Below are 14,590 nucleotides of genomic sequence, written 5' to 3' on the forward strand. Positions count from 1 at the left end.
ATAGAAGAATGTCGAAGCAAGAGATCGCGGTGCTGGGCCAGGACGGCGTCGACGGCTGCTGCCCAGGGCTGCTGACCGCCCCCCTGGACGAGGCACAGTCCGTCGAGCTGGCGAAGGTGTTCAAGGCGCTGGGCGATCCGATCCGGCTGCGGCTGCTGTCGATGATCGCCTCACGGGCCGGGGGCGAGGTGTGCGTATGCGACCTGACCCCGGCCTTCGACCTGGCGCAGCCGACGATCTCCCATCATCTGAAGCTGCTGCGGCAGGCCGGGCTGATCGACTGCGAGCGTCGGGGCACCTGGGTCTACTACTGGCTGCTGCCGGAGATGACAGACCGGCTTGCCGCGATCCTCACCCGCCCTGCCGGGCAGCCACTGCCCCAGCGCCCCGAGACGCCGGTGGATGCCTGATGACCACCGAAACCACCACCGCGCCGGTTGCCGGGCGCCTGTCGTTCGTGGACCGCTTCCTCGCGGTCTGGATCCTGCTGGCGATGGCCGCCGGCCTCGGCCTGGGGCGGCTCGTTCCCGGCCTGGGTGACGCCCTGGCGAAGGTGACCGTCACCGGCGTCTCCCTGCCCATCGCGCTGGGCCTGCTGGTGATGATGTACCCGGTCCTGGCCAAGGTGCGCTACGACCGCCTCGACACGGTCACCCGGGACCGGCGCCTGCTGGTCCCCTCGCTCGTGCTGAACTGGATCCTCGGGCCAGCGGTCATGTTCGCGCTCGCCTGGCTCCTCCTGCCGGACCTGCCGGAATACCGAACGGGCCTGATCATCGTCGGCCTGGCCCGCTGTATCGCCATGGTCATCATCTGGAACGACCTGGCCTGCGGCGACCGCGAAGCAGCCGCCGTCCTCGTCGCCCTGAACTCCGTCTTCCAGGTGATCGCCTTCTCCGCGTTCGGCTGGTTCTACCTCACCGTGCTGCCCGGCTGGCTCGGCCTGGAACAGACCGACCTCGACGTCAGCGTGCGGGAGATCGCCCGCAGTGTGTTGATCTTCCTCGGCATCCCCCTGGTGGCCGGGTTCCTCACCCGACGCCTCGGCGAGAAGGCCAAGGGCCGAGACTGGTACGAGACCACGCTCATCCCGAGGATCGGCCCCTTCGCGCTCTACGGGCTGCTGTTCACGATCGTCGTCCTGTTCGCCCTCCAAGGCGACGCGATCACCTCGCAGCCGATGGACGTGGCGCGGATCGCCCTGCCGCTGCTGGTCTACTTCGCCGTGATGTGGGCCGGGTCCATGGCCCTGGGCAAGGCCGTGGGCCTGGACTATCCCCGCTCCACGACGCTGGCGTTCACCGCCGCCGGCAACAACTTCGAACTCGCCATCGCGGTCGCCATCGCCACCTTCGGCGCCTCCTCCGGGCAGGCCCTGGCCGGAGTTGTCGGCCCGCTCATCGAGGTCCCGGTCCTGATCGGCCTCGTGTACGTGGCCTTGGCCACCCGTCGCCACTTCCCCCAGCCCGCCACCACGTCCGCCGAACACCCGCCCGCCCGAGGTTCCGCCCGTGTCTGACTCCCGAAAGCCATCCGTGCTGTTCGTCTGCGTCCACAACGCGGGCCGTTCCCAGATGGCCGCCGCCTTCCTCACCCACCTCGCGGGCGACCACGTCGAAGTCCGCTCCGCCGGTTCGGCACCGGCCGAGCACGTCAACCCCGCCGTGGTGGAGGCGATGGCGGAAGTCGGCATCGACATCGCCGCGGAGATCCCGAAGGTGCTGACCGCCGAAGCCGTGCAAGCGTCCGACGTGGTCATCACCATGGGCTGCGGCGACGCCTGCCCGTACTTCCCCGGCAAGACCTACCTGGACTGGAAGCTCGACGATCCGGCCGGTCAGGGTGTCGCGGCGGTACGGCCGATCCGTGACGAGATCCGGATCCGCGTGCAGAGCCTCGTCCGCGAACTCACTGCCCGCTCGCGAAAACCGTGACTGACCGAGGCGGACCATGCGATCGGGCACGCTGTCGCGGTGGAGGGCGCGCACCGCCGCTTCCTGTTTCGGCGAACCGATCACCGCGCCGCGACGCGACGGTACTTCGCGGTCCTGGGCAGCCAGGTGTCTCCCAGGGACAGATGTGCCCTCTACGGTGTGTCCACGCACCAGGACGCCTCCAAGCCCGCGTGACACGCCTGGCGCCGGTCCTCTTCCTCGGTTCTCTTACCCACCACGTTCGCCCCCAGCATGACCACGAGCGTGAGGCCCACGACCGCGCCCTGGCCCCAGGCGATCCCCGACGCACCGCGCACGGCGGCCACCACCGCCGTACCGGCCGCGAGCACGGCCACCACAGCCGCCATCATGAGATAGGGACCGATCGGGTCCCCGACGTGCTGCGGATCCCAGGAAAAGTGGGAAGCGCACCACCCAAGGAAGATCAGCACAAGGGCAGCCAGCTCGGCGCCGACCAGAAGACACCCGCCACACCCGCCAGGGGTTCGCTCAGCCACCCGCCCAGGGCACCATGACCGCACCGTCCCCGCATGAGTACCCGTACTCATGCGGGGACGGTGACGTGACGGGGGCTAGTGATAGGCGTGCACGACGGCGTGCCCCTTGCCTCTGCCGATCATCCACCGGTTGACCGGAGTGGTCAGAACGAAGGCGAGAACGAGAGAGAAGGCAAGCGAGAGCCAGAAGAGGGCCTGGGACAGGCCGGCGTCCATGGCCCCGGGCACACCCACCATGACCACATTGTCGATCAGTTCCATCACCGCGATGGACACGGTGTCCGCGGCCAGCGCGACCTTGAGCGCCTGCCGGACGGGCAGGCCCGCGCGCAGCACACCGCGCATCGTCAACGCGTAGCCGAAGACGAAGGCCAGCGCGATCGCGAGAGGCACGGTGGCCGCGTTGTGCAGGCCGGCGGCGGTGCCGATGACCATGCCGAGGACTTCACCGATGGCGCATCCGGTCAGACAGTGGAGTGTGGCCCGCGCGGCCATACGCCAGGAAGTGCCTGGTGCGTGAGGGTCGTGATGCTCGCGCCGGTGCATGCGTGCGATGTGGCCCATCGTCCGTTCCCCTTGTCGGATCAGGTCCAGGAGGGTCGGGGCAGCCCTACAGCCGCTGCCCCGACCCTCCCCGGGGGATGGCCCCCTACTGGTCGAGCTTGCCGAGCATCTTGTTCATCTCGGTGATCTCGGCCGACTGCGAGGTGATGATCGACTTCGCCAGCGTCGTGGCGGGACCGCTGGCACCCTTGGCCTGTTCGGTCTTCGCCATCTCGATGGCGCCCCGATGGTGGCTGATCATCATCTGGAGAAACGCCGTGTCGAAGGCGTCACCGGAGAGCTTCCTCAGCTTGCTCATGTCCGCCTCCGACATCATGCCGGGCATCGACGCGCCGGAGTGGTGGTCCATGCCTGGCATACCGGCGTCCGGAACCTTCTCGCCCCAGGCCGTCAACCAGCCCGACATGGTCTTGATCTCCGGGCTCTGCGCCTTCTTGATCTTCGAGGCGAGGTTCTTCACCTCCTGGGACTTCGCCCGTGACGGAGCCAACCCGGCCATCGTCACGGCCTGCCGGTGGTGCGAGATCATTTCCTGCGCGAAGGTCACGTCCTGCGCGTTGTGGCTGCCCTGCGGGGCGGAAGCGGTGGCCGAGGCGCCGGCGGACAGCTTTGCGCCCGTGTCGTGGCCGGAGTGCCCCGACGAGGAAGCAGCATCGTCACTGCCGCAAGCGGCCAGCACCACCGCGGCGGTCGTGGCCGCGGCCAGCGCGGCAGTCCGACGAATGAGAGAACGGCGAGATGCCATGAGAAGGAGAGCTCCTTGCGTGCCCGCGCTCGCGCGCGGCAAGAACGGATGGTGAGGCAGGCCGGAACGCGGCTCCCCGCCGGCAGGGAGTCGCGCGGGTGCCTCTATATCCGCAGAAGCTGGAGCTCGGAGAGGCTCGGCGGAGCCCGGCCGTCGACCGACCGCGCGACGTGGTTGCCGAGGGCCGTCACGGAGGGTTCAGCGGGCACAGCCAGTGCCGGCAGCAGGGTGGGGGGCACGTAGGACGCGGCCGTGCCCTTGGCCGCACAAGTGCCGCCAAGGTGGTCCATGGCCATCCCGCCATCATCCGCAGCCGACACATGCGGACAGGCGCTGTCGCCCGCATCAGCGGACACGGCGTGCTGCCCGGCCTCACCCAGCGGCGCCGTCATGACGTGCTGCCCCGCTGACGGCATCCCGGACGGTGAGAGCCCATGCATGGCCAGCACCCCGGCCACCACCGCCATCACCAGCAGCATCCAGCGAGCACGGCTCACCGCGGAGCGGGTGCGGGTGCGGGTACGGAGGCCGGATGTCACGGCACCCATGGTACGAACACCGGCCGCCGCACTCCCGCCGTAGGGTCGCCCATCAGGCTCGGCGTCCGCGCATCGCGGGTGTGCTGGACGGTTCGTCGCGGCAGCCGCCGCCAGGGTCCGGACCTCCGCGTTCGAGGTGCGGAGCCGGTCCTGCCGTCAACGCCCCCACGATCCACGATCGCGGGGGCGTTCGGCCTGGTGAGGCACAGAGCCGACTGTCGGGTTCGAACCGACGACCTTCGCTTTACAAGAGCGGCGCTCTACCAGCTGAGCTAAGTCGGCATCCCCTGCAGTGTACCCATCTCCGGGGCATGATCCGTTCGAAAAATTCCCAGGTCTTGCCTAGAGACATGGCGGCCCTCACCGGTATAGCGTCACGCCAATCCACCTCGTGTGGACCAGACCACTGCCTTTACTCGGATCGTCCGGCACGTTCCTGCCGGTGAAGGGACAGATCACCATGGCCACTGTCACGTACGACAAGGCGACCCGGTTGTACCCGGGCACCGAGAAGCCCGCTGTCGACCAGCTCGACATCGCCATCGAGGACGGCGAGTTCCTCGTCCTCGTCGGCCCCTCCGGCTGCGGGAAGTCGACCTCCCTGCGGATGCTCGCGGGGCTGGAGGACGTCAATGGCGGGGCCATCCGGATCGGCGACCGGGACGTCACCCATCTGCCGCCGAAGGACCGGGACATCGCCATGGTGTTCCAGAACTACGCGCTGTACCCGCACATGACCGTCGCCCAGAACATGGGCTTCGCGCTCAAGATCGCCGGCGTGAACAAGACCGAGATCCGGCAGAAGGTCGAGGACGCCGCGAAGATCCTGGACCTCACCGAGTACCTGGAGCGCAAGCCGAAGGCGCTCTCCGGTGGTCAGCGGCAGCGTGTGGCGATGGGGCGCGCGATCGTCCGGGAGCCGCAGGTGTTCCTCATGGACGAGCCGCTGTCCAACCTGGACGCCAAGCTGCGTGTGCAGACCCGTACGCAGATCGCCAGCCTCCAGCGCCGGCTCGGCATCACCACGGTGTACGTCACCCACGACCAGGTCGAGGCCATGACCATGGGCGACCGGGTGGCGGTGCTCAAGGACGGGCTGCTCCAGCAGGTCGACTCGCCGCGCAACATGTACGACCGCCCCGCCAACCTCTTCGTCGCGGGCTTCATCGGCTCGCCGGCGATGAACCTCGTCGAGGTGCCGATCACCGACGGCGGTGTGAAGTTCGGCAACAGCGTCGTCCCGGTCTCGCGTGAGGCGCTGAGCGCCGCGGCCGACAAGGGCGACCGCACGGTCACCGTGGGCGTCCGGCCCGAGCACTTCGAAGTGGTCGAGCAGAACGGCGGAGCGACGAAGACGCTGTCCAAGGCGGCCGACGACGCCCCGGCGGGTCTCGCGATCACCGTCAACGTCGTCGAGGAGACGGGCGCGGACGGCTACATCTTCGGTTCGGCCGACATCGGCGGCGAGACCAAGGACCTGGTAATCCGGGTCGACAGCCGCCAGGTGCCGGAGAAGGGCGCCCAGCTGCACGTGGTGCCGCGGCCGGGTGAGACCCACGTCTTCTCCACCTCCACCGGGGAGCGGCTCAGCGACTGAGCCGGCCGCCCCGCCGACCGTACGTACCGACGGCGCCGTCCGTCCGCTCCCCGCGGACGGGCGGCGCCGTCGCGTTGTGGAGTTGTGGCGGCGTTGTGCTGTTGCCGCGTTGGGCTGTTGCCGCGTTGGACTGTTTGCGGCGTTGAGTTGTTGCGGCGTTGAGTTGTTGCGGCGTTGAGTTGATTGTCGATAAATTCCCCGACATTTCGAGCATTTCACCTCCGAACGTCAACTCGCCGATCGCCAAGAGCGGCTTTCCGTCACCCGGCTTGGTGACTGAATGTCGCCAAATCGTCGCTCCTCGCTACGATCACCGCGTACCGCAGTCCCGTACCACCCACCCGCGAGGAACTACCCCGTGAACACCGCAGCCCGCCGCATCGGCAGAACGCTCGCCTTCGTCCTCCCCGTCGTGCTCGTCCTCTCCGGCACCCTCGCGGTCACCCGCGTCCCCTGGGCCTCGCCGAGCGCCGAGTCGCAGATCCTCACCGCCTCCTCCGACCGGGCGTCCACCCATGCCACCCACCGGGCCCCGCATGAGCTGCTGCGCGACCGGCTGCTCGCCGAGCTCCAGGAAAAGGACCCCGCCGTGGCGCTCACCCACCTCCAGGTCGCGACGTCCAGGCGGCCCTCGCTCGCCAAGCACTGCGCCTCCATCGCCCGCGCGCTCGGCCGCGCCGCGGTCGCCAAGTACGGCGGCGTGAGCCGCGCCCAGGCGTACGCCCGGCCCGTCTGCGACACCTCGTTCGCGTCCGGGGTCACCCAGGCGTACCGCTGACCCGTCCCCCGGCTCCCCCGGCGCCCGCCCCCGTGCCGCCGATGTCGCGCGGCTCCCGCCGTCCCCTTTTCCACCCGCTCCCGTTCTTCTCGCTCCGGCTCCGCCTACGGCGGTCCCCTGACCGCATATGGTGCGGTTCATGAGCGATGACGACGAGCGCAGACCCGGGCACCCCCACCAGACCGCGCGCCCCACACAAGCCGTCGTCCTGGCCGGAGGCCAGGGCTCACGGCTGCGTCCGTACACCGACGACCGCCCCAAGCCGATGGTCGAGATCCCCGGCACCGGGACCCCGATCATCGGCCATCAGCTGGCCTGGCTGGCCGCCGAGGGCGTCACCCACGCTGTGGTCTCCTGCGGCCACCTCGCCGCCGTCCTCCAGGACTGGCTCGAGACGGCGGAGTTGCCGCTGCGGGTGACGACGGTCGTCGAGAAGGAGCCGCTGGGGCGCGGCGGCGGCCTCAAGTTCGCCGCCGCCCGGCTCCCCGAGCCCGACCGGCCCTGGTACGCCACCAACGGCGACATCTGGACCCGCTTCTCGCTCCGCGACATGGCGGACTTCCACGACGAGCGCGGCGCCACCGCCACGCTCGCCCTCGCCCGGCCGCGCATTCCGTGGGGGGCGGTGGAGACCAATGAGTTCGGGCACGTCCTGGACTTCATCGAGTCGCCGCCCTCGCCGTATCTCATCAACGCGGGCGTCTACGTCTTCTCCGCCGCCTTCACCTCGCTCCTGCCCGACCGGGGCGACCACGAACGCACCACCTTCCCGCGCCTGGCACGCGAACGGCGGCTGGCGGGGTTCCCGCTGCCCCAGGGCGCGTACTGGCGGGCCATCGACACCGCGAAGGATCTGACCGAGGCCGCGAAGGAACTCGCCTCGGGCCCACCACCCCACGGCCACGGCCCCTTCGACACAGCACCGGTGCCACACGGCTGAGCCGACGGTCTGATCTATCGCTACGCGGTCCGGGCGAAGGTACGCCGGTACGGGGGCACGGCGGCACGGCGCTGCTGTACGCGGGAGACCGGGCGCGCGGCACCGAGCCGGTACGGGACCACAGGTGGCGCGGGACGCAGGCCCGTGGCACGGGGCACCCGAACCGGTACGGGACCACAAGGCGCGCGGGACGCAGGGCACCGGGCCGATGCGGGACCGCAGGCCGGTACGGGACACAAGGCCCGTGGCGCAGAACACCGGCCCGGTACGGGACACAGGCCAGTACGGCACACGAGGCGCATGCCGCGGGGCACCGAGCCGGTACAGGACCACAGGGCGCGGAACACAGAGCACCGAGCCGATGCGGGACCGCAGGCCAGTACGGGACACAAGGCCCGTGGCCCAGAACACCGGCCCGGTACGGGACACAGGCCAGTACGGCACACGAGGCGCATGCCGCGGGGCACCGAGCCGGTACAGGACCACAGGGCGCGGAACACAGAGCACCGGGCCGATGGCGCGGGGCACCGAGCCGGTGCGGGACCGCAGGGCGCGCGGCGCGAGGCGCCGCGAGGCCGCAAGAGGCGATGTGCGACGCGAGCTTGCTCACGGACAGGGGGGTGGGTCTGCCCTAAGACGCGGGCTCAGCCGCAAGCGCAAGCTGAGCCGGAAGGGCGCAGGCCCTGCCGAAAGCTCGGGCCCGGCCCAAGACGCAAAACCAGCCCAAGAAGGCAGGCCCAACCAGAACGCAGACTCGGCCGAAAGAACGCAGGCTCAGCCGAGGAGGCCGCTCAAGGCGGCCTCCTCGGCGGCCGGGTCGGTGTAGCCGTACGTGTTCTCCTCCGGCGGGCCGCCCTCCGGGCCGCCCGCGGACATCCCCCCGCCGGTGCCGCCCAGCGACGGCGGGCCCGCCGTCGCCGTCGGGGCGAGGGGGTGGCGCGGGGAGCGGGAAGTGCTGCCCAGGCCGCTGCGCGGCCGCGAACCGCCGCTCGGGCGGCCGGAGATGCCGGACGCCGGCCCCGTCGCGCTCGGCTCCCCGGACGAGGAGGCCGACGCCGAGGCGGACGGCTCGGGGCGGTGCGGCAACCGCTCACGCGGCGACCGCGCACCGGCCGATCCGCCCCCCGTTCCCATCGGCCCGCGCTGCCCGCCGCGCGGGCTCTCCACGGACTGGCTGGGCAGTGGCGAACCGGGCAGGTTGTTCGTCGGCAGATCGCTCGGCTGGGGCGCCTTGACGACCTCCGACGACCGTACGGCGGCGCCCAGCATCGAGCCCATCAGCAGCGTCAGCCCGGCGACCACCATCACCAGCACGCTGCCCCGGCGCAGCACCCGGCGCCGCAGCTGCCACAGTTCGGACCGGGGGCCGAGCCGCCGCCACGCCTCGCCGGCGAGCCGGGCGTCCGCCGAGTAGACCGGCGCGCCCGCGATGACCAGCGGGCTCCAGGCGGCGAGGTAGATGATGTCGGGCGCGTCGTAGACCGGCACCGTACGCCAGCTCACGGTGACGATCAGCGCGGCGGACAGCAGCGCGCCGAACGCGGCGGCCAGCCGCTGCCACAGCCCCAGCACGGTGAGCACCCCGACCACGATCTGCAGGAACGCCACGGTCAGCCCGGCGCCCACCGGATGCTCCAGCGCCAGGTCGCGCAGCGGCTCGGCGATCGGCCAGGGGTGCAGCGTGCGCAGCCAGGTGACCATCGAACCGCGCTCGCCGCCGTCGAAGTAGACGGGGTCGGAGAGCTTGCCCATCCCTCCGTAGACGGAGATGAAGCCGAGGAAGATGCGCAGCGGCAGCAGGACGATGCCGAGGTTCATCCGGCGCCCGGGGTAATAGGCGGCGTGGCGTACGGACTCGGAGTGGCGGCGCGGACGCGGAAGCGTGGCGCGCCGCGACTCGTGCCCGTCGCCGTCGCCCGCGCTCCGGCCCGACGCGGAGGCCGCGCCGCGCCGCTCCATCCCGGCCGCCCTGGCCACCGCCCTCGCCCCGCCCGGTTCGGCCGTCCCGCCCGCGCCCGCGCCCGGACGGCGCCGTCCACCGGTCCCGGGCACGGTCTCCGTACGGGGGTTGCGGGGGCCGATGACCGTGGGTGCGCCGTCGTCGAAGGCGATCCGCGGCAGCACCTGGGTGGCGCCCACGTCCTCGGCGGCCTCCCCGGACCGGGCGCGGCCCAGCCCCTCGGACAGGCCGTCAGCCAGGCCGTCGGACGGACTGTCGGTCAGACCCTCGTGGGAGTACCGCACGGCCTGGAGAAGCCGGGTCGCCGCGGTGTCACCGCCGGGGCGGGTACGGCCGCTCCACACCACGGGCGGCCGGCGCCGGGCCGCGACCGGAACGCGGGCGAGCCGGGCCGTGTCCGCCAGCGCGCTGCTGACGACCGGGGCGCTGAGCTGCACCCGGAAGCTCGGGGCGTTGACGGCGACCTGCGCCGGATCGCACGGCACCTTGGCCATGGTCAGCTGTGGCTCGTCGTCGAACCCCCGCGCGCGTCCCGCCAGGGGCGAAGGCATGCGGGCTTTTCTGGTCTCCACGCCCAACTAACCGAGTGACGGACGGGAAAGACACTGCCGGGGACGCCCCGATCTGTCCGAGGCCCGTCAAGATCATCGCCCGGAGGACGAACCCGGCCCGGAGCCCCCGGAACCGGCGCACACCCGCACCGAAACACCAGGGCGCCCCACGGCCGACCACGCCAAGCCGCCAAGCCGCCAAGCCCCAGCCGACAGCGGCACCGGACCCACTACCCCCGGCGACCCACCACGCCCGGCCACCCACTACGCCCGGCGGCGCGCCGCCTCGTAGAGGACGACGCCCGCCGCCACGCCCGCGTTCAGCGACTCCGCGCCGCCCGGCATCGGAATCCGCACCCGCAGATCGCAGGTCTCGCCCACCAGCCGCGACAGCCCCTTCCCCTCACTGCCGACGACGATCACCACCGGGCCGTCCAGCACCTCGAGGTCCTGGAGCTCGACATCGCCGTCCGCCGCCAGCCCGATCACCGTCAGGCCCGCCTTCTGGTAGGTCTCCAGCGTCCGGGTGAGGTTGGTCGCGCGGGCGACCGGGGTGCGGGCGGCGGTGCCCGCGGAGGTCTTCCAGGCGCCCGCGGTCATCCCGGCCGCGCGCCGCTCCGGCACGACCACGCCGTGGCCGCCGAAGGCGGACACCGAGCGGACCACGGCGCCCAGGTTGCGCGGGTCGGTGACGCCGTCGAGAGCGACGATCAGCGGGTCCTCGCCGTCGTCGAAGGCGGCCGCGCTCAGGTCCTCGGGGTGGGCGTACTCGTACGGCGGGACCTGGAGCACCAGGCCCTGGTGGTTCAGGCCGTTCGTCATCCGGTCCAGCTCGGGCTTGGGCGCCTCCATGAGGTGGATGCCGCCGCGGTCGGCGGCGAGCTTCAGCGCCTCGCGCACCCGGTCGTCGCTGTCGATGAACTGCTGGACATACAGGGTGTTGGCCGGAACGCCCTCACGCAGCGCCTCGACCACCGGGTTACGGCCCACCACCAGCTCGTTCGAGCCCTTGCCGCCGCGGCGCGGGGCCGGGCGCTTGGCGGCCTGGCGAGCGCGGGCGTTGGCGGCTCGCTGCTTCACGTGGCCCTTGCGCATCTCGGCGGGCGGGGTGGGCCCCTTGCCCTCGAGGGCGCGGCGCCGCTTCCCTCCGCTGCCGACCGTCGCGCCCTTCTTGTTGGTGGTACGGCGGTTCCTGCGCTGGCTGTTGCCGGCCATGAATGGTCACCTGTCTCTTCACTGCTCAGCGCTGCTCAGCAAGCGGCTCGAACGTCGAACGTCGCACACCCGATCGAACACGGTCGTGTGTGTGCGGTTGTACGGTCACAAGTGTGCCGTCCGGGGCGCCGGGCGGCGCAACAGGGCAGGTCGAGGCCAGGGCCTCAGCGCTGCCCCAGCTCCCAGCGCGGTCCGGACGGGGTGTCCTCGATCACCAGACCCGACTGCTGGAGCTGATCGCGGATCGCGTCCGCCGTCGCGTAGTCCTTACGGGTCCGCGCGGCCTGCCGCTGCTCCAGGACCAGCCGGACGAGGGAGTCGACCACGCCGTGCAGGTCCTCACCCCGGTCCGCACCGCCCGCCCAGTGCTCGTCGAGCGGATCGAGGCCCAGCACGCCCAGCATGGCCCGCACCTCGGCCAGCCGGGCGACCGCCGCCTCCTTGTCGTCGGCGGTCAGGGCGGAGTTCCCCTGGCGGACGGTGGTGTGGACGACCGCGAGCGCCTGCGGCACCCCGAGGTCGTCGTCCATCGCCTCCGCGAAGGCGGGCGGCACCTCGGCCGCGGGCTCGACGGTCCCCGCCTTTTCCACCACCCGCTGGACGAAGCCCTCGATCCGCGCGAACGCCGACTCGGCCTCGCGCAGCGCCTCCTCGCTGTACTCGATCATCGACCGGTAGTGCGGGGTGCCCAGGTAGTAGCGGAGCACGATCGGGCGCCAGCGCTTGACCATCTCGGAGACCAGCACCGAGTTGCCGAGCGACTTGCTCATCTTCTCGCCGCTCATGGTCACCCAGGCGTTGTGCGCCCAGTAGGCGGCGAAGTCGTCGCCGAACGCCTTGGCCTGCGCGATCTCGTTCTCGTGGTGCGGGAAGATCAGGTCGACGCCGCCGCCGTGGATGTCGAAGGCGCGGCCGAGGTACTTGTGCGCCATCGCCGAGCACTCCAGGTGCCAGCCGGGGCGGCCGCGGCCCCACGGGGTCTCCCAGCTGGGCTCCCCCGGCTTCGCCGCCTTCCACATGGCGAAGTCGCGCGGATCGCGCTTGCCGGTCTCGCCCTCGCCGGAGGGCTGGCGCAACCCGTCCAGGTCCTGGTTGGAGAGCTTCAGATACTCGGGGAACGAGCGCACATCGAAGTAGACATTGCCCTCGGCGGCATAGGCATGACCCCGATCGATCAGCTCTCGCATCATCTCGATCATTTCGGGGACGTGACCGGTCGCCCGCGGTTCATAGGTCACCGGCAGGCAGCCGAGGATGTCGTAGGCGTGGTTGAAGGCACGCTCGTTCTCGTAGCCGATCGCCCACCACGGCCGCTTCTGCTCCGCCGACTTAGCGATGATCTTGTCGTCGATGTCCGTGACATTGCGGATGAACGTCACGTCGTAGCCGCGATGGGCGAACCAGCGACGCATGATGTCGAAGTTCAGCCCCGACCTGATGTGGCCGATATGCGGGGCGGCCTGCACGGTCGCGCCACACAGGTAGATCGAGACGCAGCCCGGCCTGAGCGGGGTGAAGTCACGGATCTGCCGGGCGCTGGTGTCGTACAGGCGAATAGTCACGCATCAAGGGTAGTGGGAAGTGAACGGTGCCCTGTGCAGCTTCCGCCGCGTGGACACAGAAGCGTGACACTCGGGACGCTACGGTCGCCTCTCCCCGATTTCCGCCGATCCCGGGGGCCGGTCCCTCCTCCGTGAGTGCCGGTCCCTCCGTGGAGGCCGGTCCCTACCGGGGGTCGATCCCCCCCCGTGAGGGCCGATCCCCCGTGGGGCGGACCGTCACCGCCGGAACACCAGCGCCGTCGCGATCGCCGCGAGGCCCTCGGCGCGCCCCGTCAGCCCCAGGCCGTCCGTGGTCGTACCGGACACCGAGACGGGGGCTCCCACCGCCGCCGTCAGCGCCTTCGTCGCCTCCTCGCGCCGTTTGCCGATCTTGGGGCGTACGCCGATCACCTGGATCGCCACATTGCCGATCCCGAAGCCCGCGTCCCGGACGATCCGGGCCGCCTCGGCCAGCAGAGTGGTGCCGGCGGCACCGGACCACTCGGGGCGGTCGGTGCCGAAGTGGGCACCGAGATCGCCGAGCCCGGCGGCGGAGAACAGCGCGTCACAGGCGGCGTGCGCGGCCACGTCGCCGTCCGAGTGGCCGGCCAGTCCGTACTCCTCGCCCTCCCACAGCAGCCCGGCGCACCACAGCTCACGGCCCTTCTCGAAGGCGTGCACATCGGTGCCGATGCCCACCAGGGGGAGCACCACCGCGCCGGAACCCACTGCCTCCGAAGCCTTCGCGTCAGAGGCCATCGCGTCAGAAGCCTTCGCGTCAGAAGCCATCGTTCGCCCTCCTGCGGGCCAGAACCGCCTCGGCCAGCACCAGATCCAGCGGCCGGGTCACCTTGAACGCCTCCTCGTGGCCGGGGACGACCACGACCTCGACGCCGAGCCGCTCCACCATGCCCGCGTCGTCCGTCGCGCCCTCGCCCTCCAGGGCGATCTTCTCGTGCGCGGCCACGAGCGTGGCGCGGTCGAAGCCCTGCGGGGTCTGGACGGCGCGCAGCAGGGCGCGCTCGGGGGTGCCGACGACCGGCTCGGGCTCACCGGCCCGCTCCCCGGTGCGCGGCTCGACCTGCTTCACGGTGTCGGACAGCGGCAGCGCCGGGACGACGGCGGGCGCCCCGTCCCGTACGGCGGCGACGACCGCGTCCACCGTGTCCACGGGGACCAGCGGACGCGCCGCGTCGTGCACCAGCACGGTGGTCACGGTCTCGGGGACGGCGGCCAGCCCCTTGCGCACCGACTCCTGGCGGGTCTCGCCGCCGGGCACGACGACCACCTCGGTGGTGTCGGTGAGGCTGCCGCTCAGCGGATACGCGTCCAGCAGCCGCCGCACCTCGTCGGCGCCGTCCGGCGGGGCGACCACGACGACGAGGGAGACGGAGCGGGATCCGGCCATCGCCCGTACCGCGTGGACCAGCATCGGGGTGCCGTTCAGCGGGCGCAGCGCCTTGGGGGCGCCCGGCCCCAGCCGCACTCCGCGGCCCGCGGCGGGGATCACGGCGGCGGTGCGGGCGGGGCGCCCGGACGCGGCGGCATCGCCGCGATCCGGACGTGCGGACATTGAGTTGGCGTTCAGGTTTGCTTCCTCAGCCGAAGTGGGTATGGCCACAGCGTGCCGGGCGCGATGCCCCGACCGGCCCCTTCCGTGACGACTGGTCGAGCCAGCTGCCCGGGCCCGGCACACTTCGCACCGCGC

15 protein-coding genes and 1 tRNA gene are annotated in these 14,590 nt (G+C 71.4%); 6 read left to right on the forward strand and 10 right to left on the reverse strand.

Annotation, left to right across the window (positions count from 1 at the left end; translation table 11 throughout):
• Nucleotides 1-8 precede the first annotated feature (8 nt).
• The 3 genes from N6H00_RS18455 to N6H00_RS18465 are packed head-to-tail and all read left to right on the forward strand — an operon-like array spanning nucleotide 9 to nucleotide 1,934.
• The gene (locus tag N6H00_RS18455) at nucleotides 9-410 is read left to right on the forward strand and encodes an ArsR/SmtB family transcription factor (protein ID WP_268972859.1); all 402 of its coding nucleotides are present in this window, start codon (nucleotides 9-11) and stop codon (nucleotides 408-410) included.
• Nucleotides 410-1,519 (forward strand): ACR3 family arsenite efflux transporter, encoded by a 1,110-nt coding sequence (gene arsB, locus N6H00_RS18460; RefSeq protein ID WP_268972861.1) that lies wholly within the window; start codon nucleotides 410-412, stop codon nucleotides 1,517-1,519. The genes N6H00_RS18455 and arsB overlap by 1 nt, the downstream gene beginning before the upstream one ends.
• Nucleotides 1,512-1,934 carry an arsenate reductase ArsC gene (locus N6H00_RS18465; RefSeq protein WP_268972863.1) on the forward strand — a complete coding sequence of 141 codons (423 nt, stop codon included), beginning with the start codon at nucleotides 1,512-1,514 and terminating at the stop codon, nucleotides 1,932-1,934. The genes arsB and N6H00_RS18465 overlap by 8 nt, the downstream gene beginning before the upstream one ends.
• Before the next feature lie 152 nt (nucleotides 1,935-2,086).
• Here the strand turns inward: N6H00_RS18465 and N6H00_RS18470 are convergent, their stop codons facing one another.
• The 5 genes from N6H00_RS18470 to N6H00_RS18490 all read right to left on the reverse strand — a co-directional run bounded on the left by N6H00_RS18470 (nucleotide 2,087) and on the right by N6H00_RS18490 (nucleotide 4,582).
• The gene (locus N6H00_RS18470) at nucleotides 2,087-2,503 is read right to left on the reverse strand and encodes a DUF6234 family protein (protein ID WP_268972865.1); all 417 of its coding nucleotides are present in this window, start codon (nucleotides 2,501-2,503) and stop codon (nucleotides 2,087-2,089) included.
• 24 nt (nucleotides 2,504-2,527) lie between these two features.
• Complete coding sequence (locus N6H00_RS18475; protein ID WP_329618686.1) at nucleotides 2,528-2,998, reverse strand: DUF4396 domain-containing protein; 471 nt, start codon at nucleotides 2,996-2,998, stop codon at nucleotides 2,528-2,530.
• Between the two features lie 103 nt (nucleotides 2,999-3,101).
• The gene (locus N6H00_RS18480; protein WP_268977033.1) at nucleotides 3,102-3,761 is read right to left on the reverse strand and encodes a DUF305 domain-containing protein; all 660 of its coding nucleotides are present in this window, start codon (nucleotides 3,759-3,761) and stop codon (nucleotides 3,102-3,104) included.
• 104 nt (nucleotides 3,762-3,865) lie between these two features.
• Nucleotides 3,866-4,300: a DUF6153 family protein gene (locus tag N6H00_RS18485; protein WP_268972867.1), complete on the reverse strand. Its 435-nt coding sequence runs from the start codon at nucleotides 4,298-4,300 to the stop codon at nucleotides 3,866-3,868.
• A 209-nt stretch (nucleotides 4,301-4,509) separates the two neighbouring features.
• Nucleotides 4,510-4,582 (reverse strand) — tRNA-Thr (locus N6H00_RS18490).
• Nucleotides 4,583-4,760: 178 nt separating this feature from the next.
• On the opposite strand from N6H00_RS18490, the gene N6H00_RS18495 reads away from it, so the two are divergent.
• The 3 genes from N6H00_RS18495 (at nucleotide 4,761) to N6H00_RS18505 (ending at nucleotide 7,615) form a co-directional block, all read left to right on the forward strand.
• On the forward strand, nucleotides 4,761-5,897 hold the full coding sequence (locus tag N6H00_RS18495; protein WP_268972868.1) for an ABC transporter ATP-binding protein: 1,137 nt from the start codon (nucleotides 4,761-4,763) through the stop codon (nucleotides 5,895-5,897).
• A gap of 358 nt (nucleotides 5,898-6,255) precedes the next feature.
• Nucleotides 6,256-6,675: a hypothetical protein gene (locus N6H00_RS18500; RefSeq protein WP_268972869.1), complete on the forward strand. Its 420-nt coding sequence runs from the start codon at nucleotides 6,256-6,258 to the stop codon at nucleotides 6,673-6,675.
• A gap of 139 nt (nucleotides 6,676-6,814) precedes the next feature.
• On the forward strand, nucleotides 6,815-7,615 hold the full coding sequence (locus N6H00_RS18505; protein ID WP_268972870.1) for a nucleotidyltransferase family protein: 801 nt from the start codon (nucleotides 6,815-6,817) through the stop codon (nucleotides 7,613-7,615).
• Nucleotides 7,616-8,389: 774 nt separating this feature from the next.
• On the opposite strand, the gene N6H00_RS18510 is transcribed toward N6H00_RS18505, so the two are convergent.
• From N6H00_RS18510 to ispD, 5 genes are all read right to left on the reverse strand, one after another.
• Complete coding sequence (locus tag N6H00_RS18510; RefSeq protein WP_268972871.1) at nucleotides 8,390-10,126, reverse strand: DoxX family protein; 1,737 nt, start codon at nucleotides 10,124-10,126, stop codon at nucleotides 8,390-8,392.
• A gap of 264 nt (nucleotides 10,127-10,390) precedes the next feature.
• Nucleotides 10,391-11,341, reverse strand: a complete 951-nt coding sequence (rlmB, locus tag N6H00_RS18515) for a 23S rRNA (guanosine(2251)-2'-O)-methyltransferase RlmB (protein WP_268972872.1) — start codon at nucleotides 11,339-11,341, stop codon at nucleotides 10,391-10,393.
• A 164-nt stretch (nucleotides 11,342-11,505) separates the two neighbouring features.
• Nucleotides 11,506-12,903: a cysteine--tRNA ligase gene (gene cysS / locus N6H00_RS18520; protein WP_268972873.1), complete on the reverse strand. Its 1,398-nt coding sequence runs from the start codon at nucleotides 12,901-12,903 to the stop codon at nucleotides 11,506-11,508.
• Between the two features lie 216 nt (nucleotides 12,904-13,119).
• Entirely contained in the window at nucleotides 13,120-13,641 is a 522-nt protein-coding gene (gene ispF, locus N6H00_RS18525) for a 2-C-methyl-D-erythritol 2,4-cyclodiphosphate synthase (RefSeq protein WP_268977034.1), read from the reverse strand.
• Nucleotides 13,642-13,660: 19 nt separating this feature from the next.
• Nucleotides 13,661-14,455 carry a 2-C-methyl-D-erythritol 4-phosphate cytidylyltransferase gene (gene ispD, locus N6H00_RS18530; protein ID WP_268972874.1) on the reverse strand — a complete coding sequence of 265 codons (795 nt, stop codon included), beginning with the start codon at nucleotides 14,453-14,455 and terminating at the stop codon, nucleotides 13,661-13,663.
• Nucleotides 14,456-14,590 lie beyond the last annotated feature (135 nt).

It is taken from the genome of Streptomyces sp. S465 (assembly GCF_026898115.1).
In the GTDB taxonomy this organism is placed as follows: Bacteria; Actinomycetota; Actinomycetes; order Streptomycetales; family Streptomycetaceae; genus Streptomyces; species Streptomyces luomodiensis.

Bases quoted from the DNA above. Each gene is read 5' to 3' on its own strand.
- N6H00_RS18455 (WP_268972859.1), top strand. From the start codon at position 9: ATGTCGAAGCAAGAGATCGCGGTGCTGGGCCAGGACGGCGTCGACGGC.
- arsB (WP_268972861.1), top strand. From the start codon at position 410: ATGACCACCGAAACCACCACCGCGCCGGTTGCCGGGCGCCTGTCGTTC.
- N6H00_RS18470 (WP_268972865.1), bottom strand. From the start codon at position 2,503: ATGAGTACGGGTACTCATGCGGGGACGGTGCGGTCATGGTGCCCTGGG.
- N6H00_RS18475 (WP_329618686.1), bottom strand. From the start codon at position 2,998: ATGCACCGGCGCGAGCATCACGACCCTCACGCACCAGGCACTTCCTGG.
- N6H00_RS18480 (WP_268977033.1), bottom strand. From the start codon at position 3,761: ATGGCATCTCGCCGTTCTCTCATTCGTCGGACTGCCGCGCTGGCCGCG.
- N6H00_RS18495 (WP_268972868.1), top strand. From the start codon at position 4,761: ATGGCCACTGTCACGTACGACAAGGCGACCCGGTTGTACCCGGGCACC.
- N6H00_RS18505 (WP_268972870.1), top strand. From the start codon at position 6,815: ATGAGCGATGACGACGAGCGCAGACCCGGGCACCCCCACCAGACCGCG.
- N6H00_RS18510 (WP_268972871.1), bottom strand. From the start codon at position 10,126: ATGCCTTCGCCCCTGGCGGGACGCGCGCGGGGGTTCGACGACGAGCCA.
- rlmB (WP_268972872.1), bottom strand. From the start codon at position 11,341: ATGGCCGGCAACAGCCAGCGCAGGAACCGCCGTACCACCAACAAGAAG.
- ispF (WP_268977034.1), bottom strand. From the start codon at position 13,641: ATGGCCTCTGACGCGAAGGCTTCGGAGGCAGTGGGTTCCGGCGCGGTG.
- ispD (WP_268972874.1), bottom strand. From the start codon at position 14,455: ATGTCCGCACGTCCGGATCGCGGCGATGCCGCCGCGTCCGGGCGCCCC.